Source organism: Amycolatopsis sp. NPDC051373 (assembly GCF_040689465.1).
In the GTDB taxonomy this organism is placed as follows: domain Bacteria; phylum Actinomycetota; class Actinomycetes; order Mycobacteriales; family Pseudonocardiaceae; genus Amycolatopsis.
On sequence record NZ_JBFBAE010000007.1, the window covers coordinates 250,072 to 264,996 of the forward strand.

The 14,925-nt window shown below is 71.0% G+C and carries 15 protein-coding genes; 9 read left to right on the forward strand and 6 right to left on the reverse strand.

Features of this window, described 5'->3' with window-relative positions; genetic code table 11:
• The first annotated feature begins 147 nt into the window (after nucleotides 1-147).
• On the forward strand, nucleotides 148-1,083 hold the full coding sequence (locus tag AB0383_RS15645; RefSeq protein ID WP_366187606.1) for a LysR family transcriptional regulator: 936 nt from the start codon (nucleotides 148-150) through the stop codon (nucleotides 1,081-1,083).
• 1,097 nt (nucleotides 1,084-2,180) lie between these two features.
• Entirely contained in the window at nucleotides 2,181-3,407 is a 1,227-nt protein-coding gene (locus tag AB0383_RS15650) for an MFS transporter (RefSeq protein ID WP_366187607.1), read from the forward strand.
• Here the strand turns inward: AB0383_RS15650 and AB0383_RS15655 are convergent.
• Nucleotides 3,385-4,479: a CaiB/BaiF CoA-transferase family protein gene (locus AB0383_RS15655; RefSeq protein ID WP_366187608.1), complete on the reverse strand. Its 1,095-nt coding sequence runs from the start codon at nucleotides 4,477-4,479 to the stop codon at nucleotides 3,385-3,387. The two genes, AB0383_RS15650 and AB0383_RS15655, sit on opposite strands and share 23 nt — an antisense overlap.
• 45 nt (nucleotides 4,480-4,524) lie before the next feature.
• Nucleotides 4,525-4,932, reverse strand: coding sequence for a MarR family winged helix-turn-helix transcriptional regulator (locus tag AB0383_RS15660; protein ID WP_366187609.1), 408 nt, complete (start codon nucleotides 4,930-4,932; stop codon nucleotides 4,525-4,527).
• A gap of 78 nt (nucleotides 4,933-5,010) precedes the next feature.
• Between AB0383_RS15660 and AB0383_RS15665 the strand changes: the two genes are divergently transcribed.
• From AB0383_RS15665 to AB0383_RS15690, 6 genes are all read left to right on the forward strand, one after another.
• Entirely contained in the window at nucleotides 5,011-5,616 is a 606-nt protein-coding gene (locus tag AB0383_RS15665; RefSeq protein WP_364175075.1) for a non-oxidative hydroxyarylic acid decarboxylases subunit B, read from the forward strand.
• Nucleotides 5,586-7,007, forward strand: a complete 1,422-nt coding sequence (locus tag AB0383_RS15670) for a non-oxidative hydroxyarylic acid decarboxylases subunit C (RefSeq protein ID WP_364175073.1) — start codon at nucleotides 5,586-5,588, stop codon at nucleotides 7,005-7,007. Before AB0383_RS15665 ends, AB0383_RS15670 begins: the two co-directional genes overlap by 31 nt.
• 23 nt (nucleotides 7,008-7,030) lie before the next feature.
• The gene (locus tag AB0383_RS15675; RefSeq protein WP_366187610.1) at nucleotides 7,031-7,288 is read left to right on the forward strand and encodes a non-oxidative hydroxyarylic acid decarboxylases subunit D; all 258 of its coding nucleotides are present in this window, start codon (nucleotides 7,031-7,033) and stop codon (nucleotides 7,286-7,288) included.
• Nucleotides 7,289-7,359: 71 nt separating this feature from the next.
• Entirely contained in the window at nucleotides 7,360-7,626 is a 267-nt protein-coding gene (locus AB0383_RS15680) for a hypothetical protein (RefSeq protein WP_354875167.1), read from the forward strand.
• 49 nt (nucleotides 7,627-7,675) lie between these two features.
• Nucleotides 7,676-7,975 carry a putative quinol monooxygenase gene (locus AB0383_RS15685; RefSeq protein WP_364175067.1) on the forward strand — a complete coding sequence of 100 codons (300 nt, stop codon included), beginning with the start codon at nucleotides 7,676-7,678 and terminating at the stop codon, nucleotides 7,973-7,975.
• A gap of 114 nt (nucleotides 7,976-8,089) precedes the next feature.
• Nucleotides 8,090-8,284 carry an antitoxin gene (locus AB0383_RS15690; protein ID WP_364175064.1) on the forward strand — a complete coding sequence of 65 codons (195 nt, stop codon included), beginning with the start codon at nucleotides 8,090-8,092 and terminating at the stop codon, nucleotides 8,282-8,284.
• Between the two features lie 66 nt (nucleotides 8,285-8,350).
• Here the strand turns inward: AB0383_RS15690 and AB0383_RS15695 are convergent, their stop codons facing one another.
• The 4 genes from AB0383_RS15695 to AB0383_RS15710 form a co-directional block, all read right to left on the reverse strand.
• A complete protein-coding gene (locus tag AB0383_RS15695) occupies nucleotides 8,351-8,965 on the reverse strand; it encodes an isochorismatase family protein (protein ID WP_364175062.1) in 615 nt (204 codons plus the stop codon).
• Nucleotides 8,962-10,839, reverse strand: coding sequence for a hydantoinase B/oxoprolinase family protein (locus AB0383_RS15700; protein ID WP_364175059.1), 1,878 nt, complete (start codon nucleotides 10,837-10,839; stop codon nucleotides 8,962-8,964). The genes AB0383_RS15695 and AB0383_RS15700 overlap by 4 nt, the downstream gene beginning before the upstream one ends.
• A 3-nt stretch (nucleotides 10,840-10,842) precedes the next feature.
• Nucleotides 10,843-12,942, reverse strand: coding sequence for a hydantoinase/oxoprolinase family protein (locus AB0383_RS15705; protein WP_366187651.1), 2,100 nt, complete (start codon nucleotides 12,940-12,942; stop codon nucleotides 10,843-10,845).
• 143 nt (nucleotides 12,943-13,085) lie between these two features.
• Complete coding sequence (locus AB0383_RS15710) at nucleotides 13,086-13,751, reverse strand: GntR family transcriptional regulator (protein ID WP_364175053.1); 666 nt, start codon at nucleotides 13,749-13,751, stop codon at nucleotides 13,086-13,088.
• 103 nt (nucleotides 13,752-13,854) lie between these two features.
• Here AB0383_RS15710 and AB0383_RS15715 point away from each other — a divergent pair, with 103 nt between their 5' ends.
• A complete protein-coding gene (locus tag AB0383_RS15715; protein ID WP_366187611.1) occupies nucleotides 13,855-14,751 on the forward strand; it encodes an oxaloacetate decarboxylase in 897 nt (298 codons plus the stop codon).
• The last annotated feature ends 174 nt before the right edge of the window (nucleotides 14,752-14,925 follow it).

The following is a 14,925-nucleotide window of genomic DNA, read 5'->3' on the forward strand; positions in this document are numbered from 1 at the left end:
CAGCCGCAGCGGTACTTTCGGACCCCTCTCTCACGCCGCCCGGCACTTCCATCGCGGCTGGTGGAACGACATCCCGCACGACCAGGCCGGAAAGGTGACATTCGCAGCGACATCCGCCACCTCGGCCCTGGGCGGATAATCGGACGGGTGGACGACGGACGCGCCGGCAAGGTCACTTTCGCGGACCTGGAGCTGCTCCTGAGCTTCGCCGACACCGAGCACTTCGGGCAGACCGCCGCGGAGCTCGGCGTGAGCGTGGCGACGGTCCAGCGCGGAATCCGCGCGCTGGAGCGGAAGCTGGAGATCCGGCTCGTGGAGCAGGACGGCCGCCGCGTGCGGATGCTGCCGGCGGGGCACGTGCTGGTGCGCGAGGCGCACGCCGTGCTGCGCGCGCGATCCGACGCGGTCGGCGCGGCGCTCGCCGACGCCGGCGAGCCGCAACGGCTCCTGCGGATCGCGCACACGTACTCGCTGGGGCTGGGGTTCGTGCCCTGCGTGCTGGCCGACCTGCTCGCCGAACGGCCGGAGCTGCGCCTGCGCTGCACGCAAAGCCCGGCCACCGGCGTCGTCGAGACGCTGCTGCGCGGCGACGCCGACGCCGCCTTCTCGTCGGTGGCGCCGACCGAGTCGGACCTCGTGGTGGAGCCGCTGTTCACCGAGTCGCTGCTGCTGGCCGTCCCCGTCGGCGACGACCTCGCCGGGCGCGAACGCGTGTCGCTGCGAGAGGTCAGCGAGCGGCCGTTCGTCGCCATGGAACCGGGGTCGAGCAGCCGCACGCACATGGTCAACGCGTGCGCGCGGGCCGGCTTCGTCCCGCGGATCACGGTGGAGGGCAACGACCTGTTCGTCGTCGAGTCCATGGTCGGCGCGGGGATCGGGGTGTCGGTGGTGCCGGAGGGCATGAACGATCACCAGCACCCCCGCATCACCCGCATCCCGATCGACGACCCGTCGTTCTCGGGCCGCACGATCTTCCTGGCATGGCACCGCAGCTCCACCGTCGCCGACAGCGTGCAAACCCTCGCGCGCATCGCCCGCGCCCACGGCAAACGCATGTCCCGACCGTTGCGTCGCGCGCAATGATCTCGCCGCGCGATGGAGTTGTTCACCACCACCCGGCTCCCTACGCTTCGTGATCATGGCCGCCACCTTCGTTCACCCGAGGACTCCCGAGTCCTCCGCGTGGGTGTGCGCGACCCCTTCCGCGGCAACCCTGCGCAGCCTGGGCGGGCTGCCGGGTCCGACGGCGCCGGCTGTGCGGTCCGGCCGCAGGGCGGACCTCCGGGGCAGCTTGCCAACCCGCCCGGGCACGCCGAACAACTCGCCATCGGCCGCCGCGCACGAAAGCAGCGGCAACAGCCAGGGCGCGCCGGCAGCTCGGAAGGTGGGCCCGCGCCGCCGGGAAATCGGCCACCCGCATGCGGCCGCGACGCCAGAACGAATGGCGCACCCCGGCCGCAGACTGGGCGGGCCGCGTTCCGACGGCGGGCTCCGCAAGGGAGTTCGCGACGTCCTCGTTCTCGGTCTCGGGGCGGCACGGTGGCGGAGCGCCGCCGTGGGGGGCCTGGGCGCGGTGCCCGAGCCCGGGGTGCTGCTCGTGGCGGACCCGGCCGGCCGAGGGGGCCGACCGGTGACCGCGGGCAGCACCAGGGGCGTGTGCCGTGGCCGTTCCGCTGTCTCCACCTCCCGCTCCGGGATTCCCGGATGCGGAATCTCCCTGGGGAGATTCCGGCTCCGGAACCTGCCGCTGCGAAACCGTGCCCGGCGAGAACTCCGGCTCCGAGCCCTCCCACGCCGAAACCGCGCCTCGCGACACCTCCCGCTCCGAGCCCTCCCCATCCGAGCCTCCGACCCTGCCGCCTCGAGACTTCCCCTCTCCCCGCTCGTGCCCCTTCCGACGATCGAGCAAAGGAGCCTGTCCCGTGACGAACTCTGTTTCCCTCGCCCGCAAGGCCGACTGGTGAACCCGCCGGCCGTCCAGACCGCCGAGCTCGCCGCCCTGGCGTGCGCGCTCGGTGCCGAGACCGCGCCGCCCGCCGAGGTGGTCTCCGGCGCCGATTGGTGACCCCACCGCGCCCGATCAGGTACCGCCCCGCCACCACCCTCGGCGGGGCGGTACCGCTGTAACCGAAGCGGCACCACCCGCGGCCGCTTCGCACTGATGTCCGAAAGGGACTGGCGTGACGCTGCCCGCCCGGCCCGGCTGCCTCCCCTGGACGCGCCACCACCGGAAAGTGGCCGGCACTCTCGCGCTGTGCTTCGCCTTCGAGCTGGCCGACATCAACTCCTTCGCCTACGTCGCCCCGGCCGTCCACCACACGTTGCACCTCGGGCTGCGCGAGATCTCCGTCGTGACGGCGGCGGGGTTCCTCGGCATGTTCGCCGGCGCCACGGCCGGCGGCCGGGTGGCCGAACGAACCGGACGCAAGCGCGCGCTGCGCGGCTCCGTGCTGTGGTTCTCCGTCTGCTCCCTGGCCACCGCGGGCGCCTTCGACACGATCAGCCTGCTGGCCACCCGCTTCCTCACCGGCTGCGGGCTCGGCGCGATGACCGTCGTCGCGGTCACCTACCTGGCGGAGCTCATCCCCGCGAACCAGCGCGGCCGAGTCCAGGCCGGCACGCTCGCCGTCGGACTGCTCGGCATTCCGGCCATGGCGTTCTTCGCGAGAGCCGTGATCGGGCTGGGTCCGCAGAGCTGGCGGCTCGTTTTCGTCTTCGGCGCGCTCGGCGTCTTCCCGTTGGTGATCAGCGGATGGCTACCGGAATCACCGGCCTGGCGGCGCACTCCCGAAGCAGGGACACCACTCCAGCTCTTCCGCGGCAGCTTCGCCCGCCGCACCACCATGCCGGCGACCGTCTGGATCTTCCTCACCATCAGCTACTACGGGTTCGCCTCGTTCGCGCCGACCCTGTTGCAGGAGCACGGTTTCACCCTCACCCACAGCGTCGGCTACACCGCGCTGACCACCCTCGGCGCGGTCCCCGGCGCGCTGCTGGCCTGGCCCGTCGCCGACCGCTTCGGCCTGCGCGGCCCCGTCACGGTGTTCAGCCTGCTCTTCGCCGGCGCGGGTGTCGCGTATGGACTGACGTTCACCCCCGCCGCGATCGTGATCTTCGGCTTCCTAGTGGCCGCGCTGAACCAGACGCTCGTCGCGCTCCTCTACTCCCACACGCCGCGGCTGTTCCCCGCGGAGATCCGCGCCACGGCCACCGGCCTCTGCTACGGCGCCGGGCGCCTCGCCAACGCGTTCGGTCCGCTGCTGGTCGGCCAGATCTCCCTGTCGCTGGGCTACCCGGCGGTGTTCGTCTTCGTCGGCGCGTGCGGCGCGGTGGTCGCGGTGGCCGTGCTGACGCTCGCCCCACGTAGCGAGGAACCGGTGCCCGTCACACGCCCCAGTCGGCGATGACCGCTTCCGTGTCGGCGCCCGGCTTCGGCGGCGCAGACGGCAGATCCGGTGCCGTCCGCGAAAACCGCGGCGCGGGAGCGGGCTGCAGCACCCCGTCGAGCTCGACCAGGCCGGCGCGCGCCGCGATGTGCGGGTGCGCCGCGACCTCGTCCGGCTCCAGCACCGGGGTGACACACGCGTCGACGCCACCGAACACCTCGGCCCACTCGTCGCGCGTGCGCGAGAGGAACGCCTTGGTGAACTCGGCCCGCAGCGTCGGCCAGCTCGTTTTCTCCATCTGCGGCGGCAAATCCGCGGACTCCAGGCCGAGCCCGGCGAGCAGCGCCGCGTAGAACTGCGGCTCCAGCGCGCCGACGGCGACGTAGCGGCCGTCCGCGCACACGTAGGTGTCGTAGAAGGGCGCGCCGCCGTCGAGCAAGTTCACGCCGCGCTCGTCGGACCACACGCCGAGGCCGCGCAACGACCACACCATCAGCGCGAGCACGCCCGTGCCGTCGACCATCGCGGCGTCCACGACCTGGCCCAGGCCCGTGCGCTCCCGTTCCCACAGCGCGGAAAGCACGCCGACGAGCAGGAACATCGACCCGCCGCCGAAGTCGCCCACGAGGTTGAGCGGCGGCACTGGCCGCTCGCCCGCGCGGCCGATCGCGTTGAGCACGCCGACGAGCCCGATGTAGTTGATGTCGTGCCCGGCGCGCTGCGCCAGCGGGCCCTCCTGGCCCCAGCCGGTCATCCGGCCGTAGACCAGCCGCGGGTTGAGCGCGTGGCAGTCGGCCGGGCCGACGCCGAGGCGTTCGGTCACGCCGGGACGCAGGCCCTCCACGAGCACGTCGGCCTTCGCGGCCAGCCGCAGCACGAGGTCGCGGCCTTCGGGCGTCTTCAGGTCGGCCGCCACGGAACGCCGGCCGCGCAGCAGCGGGTCCGCCTTGCCGCCGGTGAGGTCGAGCGAGCCCGAGGGACGCTCCACGCGCACGACGTCGGCCCCCAGGTCGGCGAGCACCATGCACGCGTGCGGGCCCGGGCCGATCCCGGCCAGCTCCACGACCTTCAGTCCGCTCAGCGGTCCCGCCACGTGCCCTCCTCAGCTCCGATGCCGATCGCCCGACCCTACCGGGCCTCAGAGCGCCAATTTGGTGAGCAGCGCCACGAGCCGGCGCCGTTCGTCGTCGTCGAGCGGCGCGAGCATCGACTCGTTCACCCGATCGACGACGGGCGTCGCCGTGGCGAGCAGCTCCTCCCCCGCCTGCGTGAGCCGCAGCTCGCGGCGGCGCCGGTCGGTGCCCACCGTGCGGGTGATCAACCCGCGTTCTTCCAGGCGCAGCAGCAGGTTCGCGAGCGTCGCCTTGTCCGTCGCGGCCCGCTGCCCCGCCGCGCCCTGATCGAGCCCCGGCGTCTCCGAGATCGCCACCAGCACGGCGTACTGCGGCTTCGTGAGCCCCGGCAGCGTCGCCTGCCAACGGGCGCCGTGCTCCTGCATCGCGCGCCGCAGCGCGTGGAAGACCGACTCGTCCATCCGGCTTGTCATGATCGCCATGTTAGTATGAATGCGAACGGTTCGTATACGAACTTGTTCGGTGAACGACACGCAGGAGGAGGTGCCGCCGTGCGGCTGATCGTCGGCATGACGGGCGCGACCGGTGCCCCGTTCGGCATCCGGCTGCTCGAGGTGCTGCGCGCGATGCCGGACGTGGAGACGCACCTGGTGCTGAGCCGCTGGGCCCGCACCACCATCCACCTGGAGACCTCGCTGTCCGCGCGCGAAGTCGGCGAACTGGCCGACGTCGTGCACTCGCCCGAGGACCAGGCGGCCGCGATCTCGTCGGGCTCGTTCCGCACCGACGGCATGATCGTGGTGCCGTGCAGCATGAAAACCCTCGCCGGCATCCGCACCGGCTACGCCGACGGCCTGCTGGGCCGCGCCGCCGACGTGGTGCTCAAGGAGCGGCGCAAGCTCGTGCTGGTGCCGCGCGAGACACCGCTTTCGGAGATCCACCTGGAGAACATGCTCGCGCTCACCCGCATGGGCGCGGTCATGGTGCCGCCGATGCCCGCCTTCTACAACCACCCGCAGTCGCTCGACGACGTGCTCGACCACGTCGTCGCGCGCGTGCTCGACCAGTTCGGCCTGTCCGCGCCCGCGGCCCGCCGCTGGACCGGGCTGAACCCGCAGGAGGACCCATGCCCCACGACGACCTCAGGTCGTTCCTGACCACGCTCGACAAAGAAGGCCAGCTGGTCCGGGTGACCGAGCAGGTCTCCCCCGAGCCCGACCTCGCGGCGGCCGCGAACGCCGCGCCGAAGCTCGGCGACGCCGCCCCCGCGTTGTATTTCGACAACCTCGAAGGTTTCACCGACGCCCGCGTCGCCCTCAACGTCCACGGTTCCTGGGCCAACCACGCGCTCGCGCTGGGGCTGCCCGCCGCCACGGGCGTGAAGGACCAGGTCGCGGAGTTCATCCGCCGCTGGGAGACCTTCCCGGTGCCCGTGGAGCGCCGCGAAGACCCGCCGTGGGCGGAAAACGTGCTCGAAGGCGACGACGTCGATCTGTTCTCCGTGCTGCCCCTGTTCCGCCTCAACGACGGCGACGGCGGCTTCTACCTGGACAAGGCCGCCGTCGTCTCGCGCGATCCCGAGGACCCCGGCAACGACGGCAAGCAGAATGTCGGCATCTACCGCCTGCAGGTGAAAGGCCGCGCCGAGCTGGGCATCCAGCCCGTGCCGATGCACGACATCGCGTTGCAGCTGGCCAAGGCCGAGCGCGCGGGCGAGGATCTGCCGGTGGCGATCGCGCTGGGCAACGACCCGGTGATCCCCATCGTCGCCGCCACTCCCCTGGCCTACGACCAGAACGAGTACGAGCTGGCCGGCGCCCTGCGTGGTGCCCCCGCCCCCGTCACGGCCGCGCCGCTGACCGGCCTCGACGTGCCGTGGGGCGCGGAAGTGGTACTGGAGGGCGTGATCGTCGGCCGGCGCCGCGAGCTGGAGGGCCCGTTCGGCGAGTTCACCGGCCACTACTCCGGCGGGCGCAGCATGCCCGTGATCCGCATCGACCGGATCTCCTACCGCACGCACCCCGTGTTCGAGTCTCTCTACCTCGGCATGCCGTGGACCGAGATCGACTTCCTCATGGCCGCCAACACCTGCGTGCCGGTCCACCAGCAGCTCACGGCGGAGTTCCCCGAGGTGCAGGCGGTGAACGCCATGTACACCCACGGCCTGCTGGCGATCATCTCCGCGAAGTCGCGCTACGGCGGCTTCGCGAAAACCGTCGGCATGCGCGCCATGACCACCCCGCACGGCCTCGGGTACCTGAAGACGGTGATCGTGGTCGACGAGGACGTGGACCCGTTCGACCTGCCCCGCGTGATGTGGGCGGTGTCCACGAAGGTCAACCCGGCCGGCGACGTGATGGTGCTGCCGAACCTGCCCGTGGTGGCCCTCGATCCGGCGGCAGACCCCGCGGGCATCACCCACAAGATGATCATCGACGCGACCACTCCCGTCGCCCCGGACGAGCGCGGCCACTTCAGCCAGCCGGTGAAGGACCTGCCGGAAACCGCCGCGTGGGTGGACAAACTGCGCAAGCTGGCCGCACGATGACCGCCCTGGAAGGAGCCCCGACCGTGACCTGCCCCCGTTGTGACCACCCCGACATCGCGAAGCTCGCCGGCTCCCCCGTTGCCGGCGTGTGGACCGTCCACCAGTGCGCGCGCTGCCGCTACACCTGGCGCAGCACGGAACCGGCCCGCCGCACCCAGCGTGCGCACTACCCCGAAGCGTTCCGCCTGACCGCGCAGGACATCGCCTCCGCCACTGACGTGCCCACGGTGCCGCCGTTACTGATCCGGCCAAAAGCAGGCCGACCCCCACGCGGCACGTAACCGCTTCTACGAAGCCATTCGGCCGTGACTGTGGTCGGATTGGCAACGATCGGCACAGTAGAGTTTCGGCCATGAGCGACACACTGATGTGGGAAGTCCGCGCCGCACCGGGGCGCCAGCAGGACCTGCTGTCGTGGGTCGAGGCCACCGCCGTGCCGGAACTCACGGCCACGGAGCACTTCGCCGGTGCCGACGTCTACCTGGGCGGCCAGGACCGCGTCGTGGTCATCGCGCGCTGGAACGCCGTTCCCCCGCGCCTGCCCGACCCGCCGGAGGAGCTGCTCGCGCGTCCGGTGGCGCAATGGCCCTTCCAACACCACAGCACCGTCACACCCTGAACCCAGTAAGTTGGGGAAGCCGGGAACACCCTCGTCTTGGAGGTCAGGAATGACAGTCGCGCAGATCGCCTACATCCGTCCCAAAGCGGGCAAAGAGGCGGAGGTGGAGCAGCTGCTGCGAGGGCTCGTCGACGCGGCTCGGCAGGAAGAGGGCACCCTGCTCTACCTGCTGAACAAGCGTGAGGGCGAGTTCGTCTTCTACGAGATGTTCGCCGACCTCGACGCGTTGAAGGTCCACAGTGGCAACGACGCGCTGCGCGGCCTGGTCGCGCGGGCCGACGAGCTGCTCGAGGGCGGGATCACCGTCGACAAGGTGTCCTACATCGACGGAGCCGGCCGCTTCAACTGAAAAACCTCGCGTTCCCACCTCACCCGATGAGGGGACAATGAGGCTGACCCGGTGAACTGCTGGGTACTCCTCGAAACGTCCACCGGAATTCGGCACGACGGAAGGGAGCGAGAGATGGCCGGCATGTTCGACAAGGCCAAGGAGAAGCTGCAGGAGTTCGCGGGCCAGCACCCGGACAAGGTCGACCAGGGCGTCGACAAGGCCGCCGACGTCGCCGACGAAAAGACCGGCGGCAAGCACGGCGATCAGATCCACCAGGGTGCCGACAAGCTGAAGGAACGCTTCGGCGGCGACGAGCAGCAGAAGTAGTCGCGGCCGCACCAAAGAGGGGTCTCCCCGCCGGTATCCCGAGCCGGCCGGGGAGGCCCCTCGTGGTTAGTTCCTGAGGTTTTCCAACGCTTCGTCGAGGTCCACGACGTCGGCGTACTTCGCGTCGAGGTCCACCAGGTTGTTGCCGTGCACGGCTTCCGTGCGGTCCGCGCAGGCCTGCCGCACGATTTGGGGCCGGAACCCGTGGTTCAGCGCGTCCATTGCGGACGCTCGCACGCACCCGGACGTCGAGACCCCGGTGACGACCAGAGTGTCCACACCGGACGCGTGCAAAGTGGACGCCAGCGAAGTGCCGAAGAACGCCGACGCGTACTGCTTGGTCACCACGACTTCCCCCGGCTCGGGCTTCAGCGGGCCGATCTCACCCCAGCCACCTTCGGCGCCTTCCTCGAACGCTTTGAGCGCCGGGACTTTCTGCACGAACAACCCGCCGTCGGCGAGGCCGCGCGTGTAGACCACCGACGTCCACACGACCGGGTGTCCGGCCGTGCGCGCGGCTTCGAGCAACGCGCGGGTCGCCTCGATCGCGGGCCCCGGGCTGGGCAGCTCGAACGGCCCGCCGGCCTCGGTGTACGCGCGCACGAGGTCGATCACGAGCAGCGCGGGCCGCGCTCCCCAGCCGAGCCGGCCGGAGAACGCGGACCCGTGCGGCCCGCTCACGACGCCGACCAGACCGGACGCTGCGGCGCCGGCAGGCCGGTCTCCGCCTCGCAGTTGGCCAGCAGCTCCTCGATCGGCGGACCCATGTCGAACACGGGCAGCTCCGCCGGCCGCGACGCGCGCAGCTGATCGCGCAACGTGTTCGTCGCGTCGGTGTCGACAGTGCCGTCCGCCGCCACGACCACGCCGTAGCCGCGGGCGCCGTCCGGCGTCACGAGACCGCGTTCGACCTCCAGGCCCACCAGCGCGGGGTCGCGCTCCAGCGGGTCGCCCCAGCCGCCGCCACCCCACGTGACGAAGTGAAGCACGTCGCCGGTGTGCACCGGGACGTCGTGGCACTTGCTGGGCAGCACTTCCCTGGTGCCATCCGCGCGGTCGATCCACTTGGTCCCGCGGGCGCCGGGCGCGCCGCCGTTGACGCCCCACGGGTAGGTGAGCCAGCGGTCGTCGTGGATCGCGATCGTGCCCGGCTCTTCGAAGACGTAGGTCACGTCCACGCCGTTGCCGCCGCGGTGCAGGCCCGCGCCACCGGTGTCGGCGACGGTCTCCCAGCGTTCGATGCGCAGCGGGTAGTAGGACTCCAGGTACTCACACGGGATGTTGACGAAGCTCGGCCACAGCGAGTGCCCGTCGGGCCCGTCGCCCAGCGGCCGGCCGGGGATGCCGCCGAAACCGATCGAGTACAGTTGGAACCACTCGCCCTTTCGCTCGCCGCTCGAGTAGTTACCGGAGTACATGAAGTGCGGGCTGGACGAGAAGCCGGCCGCGTTGAGCAGGGCCGGGTTCGTCTGGCCGAGCAGGCCGCCGAAGAGGTCGAACACGCGGCCGATGCCGTGGTTGCGGCCGTTGAGCGAAGCCGGGTGCTTCGGCTTCCAGTAGGATCCGTCCGGAATGGTCACGTCGACCAGCGGGTAGAACCCGTCGTTCCACAGGATCTGCGGGTCGGCCACGGTGATCATGTAGATCCCGAAGAACATCCGGGTGAGGTTCTCGTTGATGTAGTAGTTGATCGGCCCCGCGGCCTGCGGCGAGCTGCCCGTGAAGTCCAGGTGCACCTTCTCGCCGGTGCGGGTGAGCGAAAGTTTCAGTTCGTAGGGGCCGAAACCCACGCCGTCGTCGCAGATGTAGTCGGTGAAGCTGATCGTCTTGCCGTCTTCGAACACCGTCTGCAGCAGGATCTTCATCGCGTCGTAGTTGCGCTGCAGCAGAGCGTCCAAAGCGGACAGGTAGGTCGCCGTGCCGAACCGGTCGCACATCTCCACCACGCGGCGCGAAGCCGTGCGGCAGGCGGCGACGAGCCCGTTGAGGTCGGCGCGGTTCCAGTCCGGCATGCGGACCTGGTTGAGGATGATGCGCAGGGCGTCCTCGTTCAGCTTTCCCTTGCTGTAGAGCTTGAACGGCGGGACGACCACGCCCTCTTCGTAGATCGTGCGCGCGTCGGTGGGCATCGAGGACGGCGTCTTGCCGCCGACGTCGGACATGTGCCCGAACATCGACGCCCAGCCGACGAGCCGGCCCTCGTGGTAGATCGGCATCACGATCAGCCAGTCGTTGGCGTGGCTGATCGCCGCGCCGCACGCGTACGGGTCCGACGTCATGAGCACGTCGCCTTCTTCGATGGTGTCGTCGAAGAAGGCGAGGAAGTCCGGGATGGACAGTCCGAACTGGCCGACCACCATCTTGCCGCTCGGGTCGCCGATGAGCGGGAACTCGTCGTGCTGCTCGCGGATGCCGGGTGACAGCGCGGTGCGGAAGAGCACCTCGTCCATCTCGTACCGGGCGTTGCGCAGTCCGTTCTCGATGAGGTCGAGGGTGACCGGGTCCACTTCGGACCTGGTGATCGCGCCGGTGGCGGTCTCGATGATCTCAGCCAAGGTTCAGCCCTCCAGCGGGGTGATCAGCAGGCTGCCCGACGCGTGCACGGTGGCGGCGTGCTCGGGCAGCACGAGGGTCGTGGAGTCCATTTCGGTCACGATCGCGGGCCCGGCGACGACGTCACCGGCCAGGAGCTTCGCGCGGTCATAGACCTTCGCGTCGAGCTGTTTGCCCGACACGTGGATCGGGTGCGTGTCCACCAGCGCGGCGGCCGGGTCGCCGGTGCCCTCGGCCAGCGTCACGGCCGCCACCGACGGGCGCGGGCCGGTGACGGTGGCGCGGGCGTTGACCAGCTCGTGGTCCACGTTGAGCAGGAAGGAGAACAACCGGTCGTGCTCGGCGTCGAAGTGCTTGGCCAGCAGTTCGAGCGCGGTGTCGGGGGTGTCCAGCGACGCCGGGTCGACCTCGACCGGGATCTCGAAGCCCTGGCCGTGGTAGCGCACGTCGACCTGGAAACCGAGCGTCTGATCGGCGCGGTCGAGCCCCTGCTCCACGAGCCGGCCACCGGCCTCGTCACCCAGTTCGCGCAGGATCTGCACGAGCTCGGCGCCGGTGAGGTCGGCGAAGCGGCGCAGCACGGTGCGGGCCGACACATCCCGCAGGCTCGTGGTCGCGTCGCCCAGCGCGCACAGCACGCCGGGGGACGGCGGCACGATCACAGGCCACGCGCCGGTCAGCTTGCCGAGGGCGTTGGCGTGCAAGGGACCCGCGCCGCCGAACGCGACGAGCGCGAAGTCGCGCGGGTCGAAGCCCTGCTGCACCGAGACGAGCCGCAGGCCACCGAGCATGTTCTCGTTGACGATGTCGATGATCCCGGCCGCCGCGGCCTCGACGCTCGGCAGGCCCATCGCGTCGGCCACCTTCGCGACGGCGGTGCGGGCGGCTTCGACGTCGAGCGTGATCTCGCCGCCGGCCAGCTGTGCGGGCAGGTAACCGAGGACGACGTTGGCGTCGGTCACCGTCGGCTCCGTGCCGCCCTTGCCGTACGCGGCGGGGCCGGGGTCGGCACCCGCGGACTGCGGGCCGACGCGCAGCGCCCTCGTCAGTTCCGGTACGTGGGCGATGGAACCGCCGCCGGCGCCGACCGTGCGAACGTCCACACTGGACGCCCGTACGGTGAGGTCACCGACATGCGTCTCGCGGCCGATGCGCGGGTTGAGGTCCTGCACGAGCGCGACGTCGGTGGACGTGCCGCCCATGTCGAACGTGATGAGGTCGCGGTGGCCGCACTGCTCGGCCACCCACACCGCGCCCGTCACGCCGCCGGCGGGGCCGGACAGCAGCATCGTCACCGGGGCGGCGACTGCGGCATCGGCCCCCGAGAGGCCACCGTCGCTGCGCAGGATGGCCAGCTCACCGGCCACGCCGCTGCCGGCGAGCTCACTCGCCAGCGTCTCGACGTACTTCTTCACCTGCGGCTGCACGTAGCCGTTGGCGACGGTGGTGACCGTGCGCTCGTACTCGCGCAGCTCGGGCAGCACGTCCGACGACAGCGACACCGGCACGCCGGGCAGCACGTCTGCGGCGATCCGGGCCACGCGGCGCTCGTGCGCGGAGTCAGCGAAGGAGTTGATCAGCGACACGGCGAGCGCCTGGATGCCGCGGCCGCGCAGCTTCTCCAGCTGGGCCCGGACGTCGGCATCGTCGAGCTCGCGGATCACCGCGCCGTCGCTGGCGATGCGCTCGTCGACCTCGACGGTGTTCTCCAGCGCCGCCAACGGTTCCGGCTTCGGCCAGATGATCCAGCCGGCGAGCCCGCCCGGGACGTAGGAGCGCGCGATCTGCAGCACCTGGCGGAACCCGCGCGTGGTCACGAGCCCCACGCGGGCACCCTTGCCTTCGAGGATGGCGTTGGTGGCCACGGTCGTGCCGTGCAGCACCTGCGCGACTTCGCTCAGCGCGATGCCGGCGTCGGCGCACACCTTCGCGATGCCGTTGCGGACGCCGACCGACTGGTCGGCGGGGGTGGACGGGGTCTTCGCCCGCCAGGTGCCGCCGGTCGTCTCCTCGACCAGCAGCACGTCGGTGAACGTGCCACCGACATCGACACCCAGCCGGTAAGTCTGTGCTGTTGGCCTCGGCTCCGCCGGGGCGTGCGAGATCGCTTTTGAGCCGGAGTCTCGATCACGCGGTCGGATCGGCCGGGGGCCGATCGCACCGCCTGATCGAGACGCCGGCGCGATCTCGCGCTGTGGTTGCTGTTGGCGGGACGAGCCGGCCGTGATGGTGTGGCTGAGGAGATGAGTCACGGGTTCTCCTGATCTTCAGCTGCGCGGATCATGACCGCGCGCGCGTTGCGGATGTGGGCGGTCATCACGGCCCGCGCCCACTCGGGGTCGCCGGCGCGCAGGGCGGCGACGATCTCGACGTGGTGCGCGAGGCTGCGCCGCAGGGACTGTTCGTCGTAGGTGTGGAAGTTGCGCAGCACGACCGGCGCGTGAACGGCGGTCGCGAGCGCTCCCGCGAGCGCCGGGTGCCCGGCGAGCTCCACGAGCCGGGCGTGGAACTCGCGGTTGAGGGGCACCAGCGCGTCGAGGTCCTGCCCGGGTCCAGGGTGACCGACCTCGACCATGTGCGCGGCGAGCTCGTCGAGCGCCGTGAGGTCCGCGTCGCTCGCGTTCGGGGCGGCGAGTGCGGTGAGCTGGGGTTCCAGCTGCGTGCGCAGGTCGAAGATCCCTTCCAGCTCTTCGACGCTCCACTGACTCACGCGGGCCCCCCGGTTGGGAACCAGCTCCACGAGTCCTTCGGCCGCGAGGCGGGTCAGCGCCTCGCGGACCGGGGTCCGGCTCACGCCGAGCCGGACGGCCAGCTCGACCTCGCCGAGCCGGGCGCCCGCCGGGAACTCGCCCTTCAGGATCAGCTCGCGCAATGCGTCTACCGCGCGTCCCGATGAAGTCGCCGCCTGTGTCACCCGTCACCCCGTCTCTCAGATTGTGTGCAATCTAGGCCGACGCCTTGTCGTCCGCAAGGCATGGGGAGTATTTTCGCAGTGGATGTATACAAGGAGGAATTCCGTGGGAAATCTGCTCGGTACCGCCGGAACCCCGCGCAAGCGCCTGCGCGAGCTGCTGACCGCGGGCCCGCCGCTGGTCGCGCCCGGGGCGTACGACGCGCTTTCGGCCCGGCTGGTGGAGCAGGCCGGGTTCGACGTCGTGTACATGACGGGCTTCGGCACCACCGCGTCGCTCATCGGGCGCCCGGACGTGGGCCTGCTCTCCGCCGCGGAGATGATCGACAACGCGACGCGCATCGTCTCGGCGGTCGACGTGCCCGTGATCGCGGACGCCGACACCGGCTACGGCAACGCGATCAACGTGGTGCGCACCGTCCGGGCGTACGAACAGGCCGGCGTCGCGGCGATCCACCTCGAAGACCAGGTGATGCCGAAGAAGTGCGGCCACATGTCGGGCAAGGCCGTGATCTCGCGCGAGGAGATGGTCGGCAAGATCGCCGCGGCCGCCGCCGCCCGGTGCGACCCGGACTTCGTCCTCATCGCCCGCACGGACGCCGCCGCCGTCCACGGTCTCGACGACGCCGTCGGCCGCGCCAAGGCCTACGCCGACGCGGGCGCCGACGTGCTGTTCGTGGAGGCGCCGACCAGCGAGGAGAGCATCGAGCGCGTGGCCACGGAGCTGCGCGGCGTCGCACCCCTGGTGTTCAACTGGGCCGAAGGCGGCCGGACGCCGCCGCTACCGCTGTCGCGCATCGCGGACCTCGGCTTTTCCCTGGTGCTGTACCCGATCGGCACTTTGCTCGCCGCGACGGCCGGCATCCGCTCCCTGCTCGACGTCATCCGCCGCGACGGCACCCCCACGGCCGCCTTGCCGGGCGTGCCGACGTTCGACGAGTTCACGACGCTGATCGGGCTGCCTGAGGTGAACGAGCTGGAGCAGCGGTTTTCCGGAGAGTGATCAGGGTTTCCGTGCGGTGAACAGGCTTGCCGGGGTCGAACGTGTCCAGGTGGGTACCGGTCACCTCGAGCCCGGCGACCCGGGCCCGGTTTTCGCGGTCGACGGGCGCGAAACCCGTGAGCCACACGGCTACCCGAACTGCGGCGCCGCCATCACCTGGCGGTACTGAGCCCG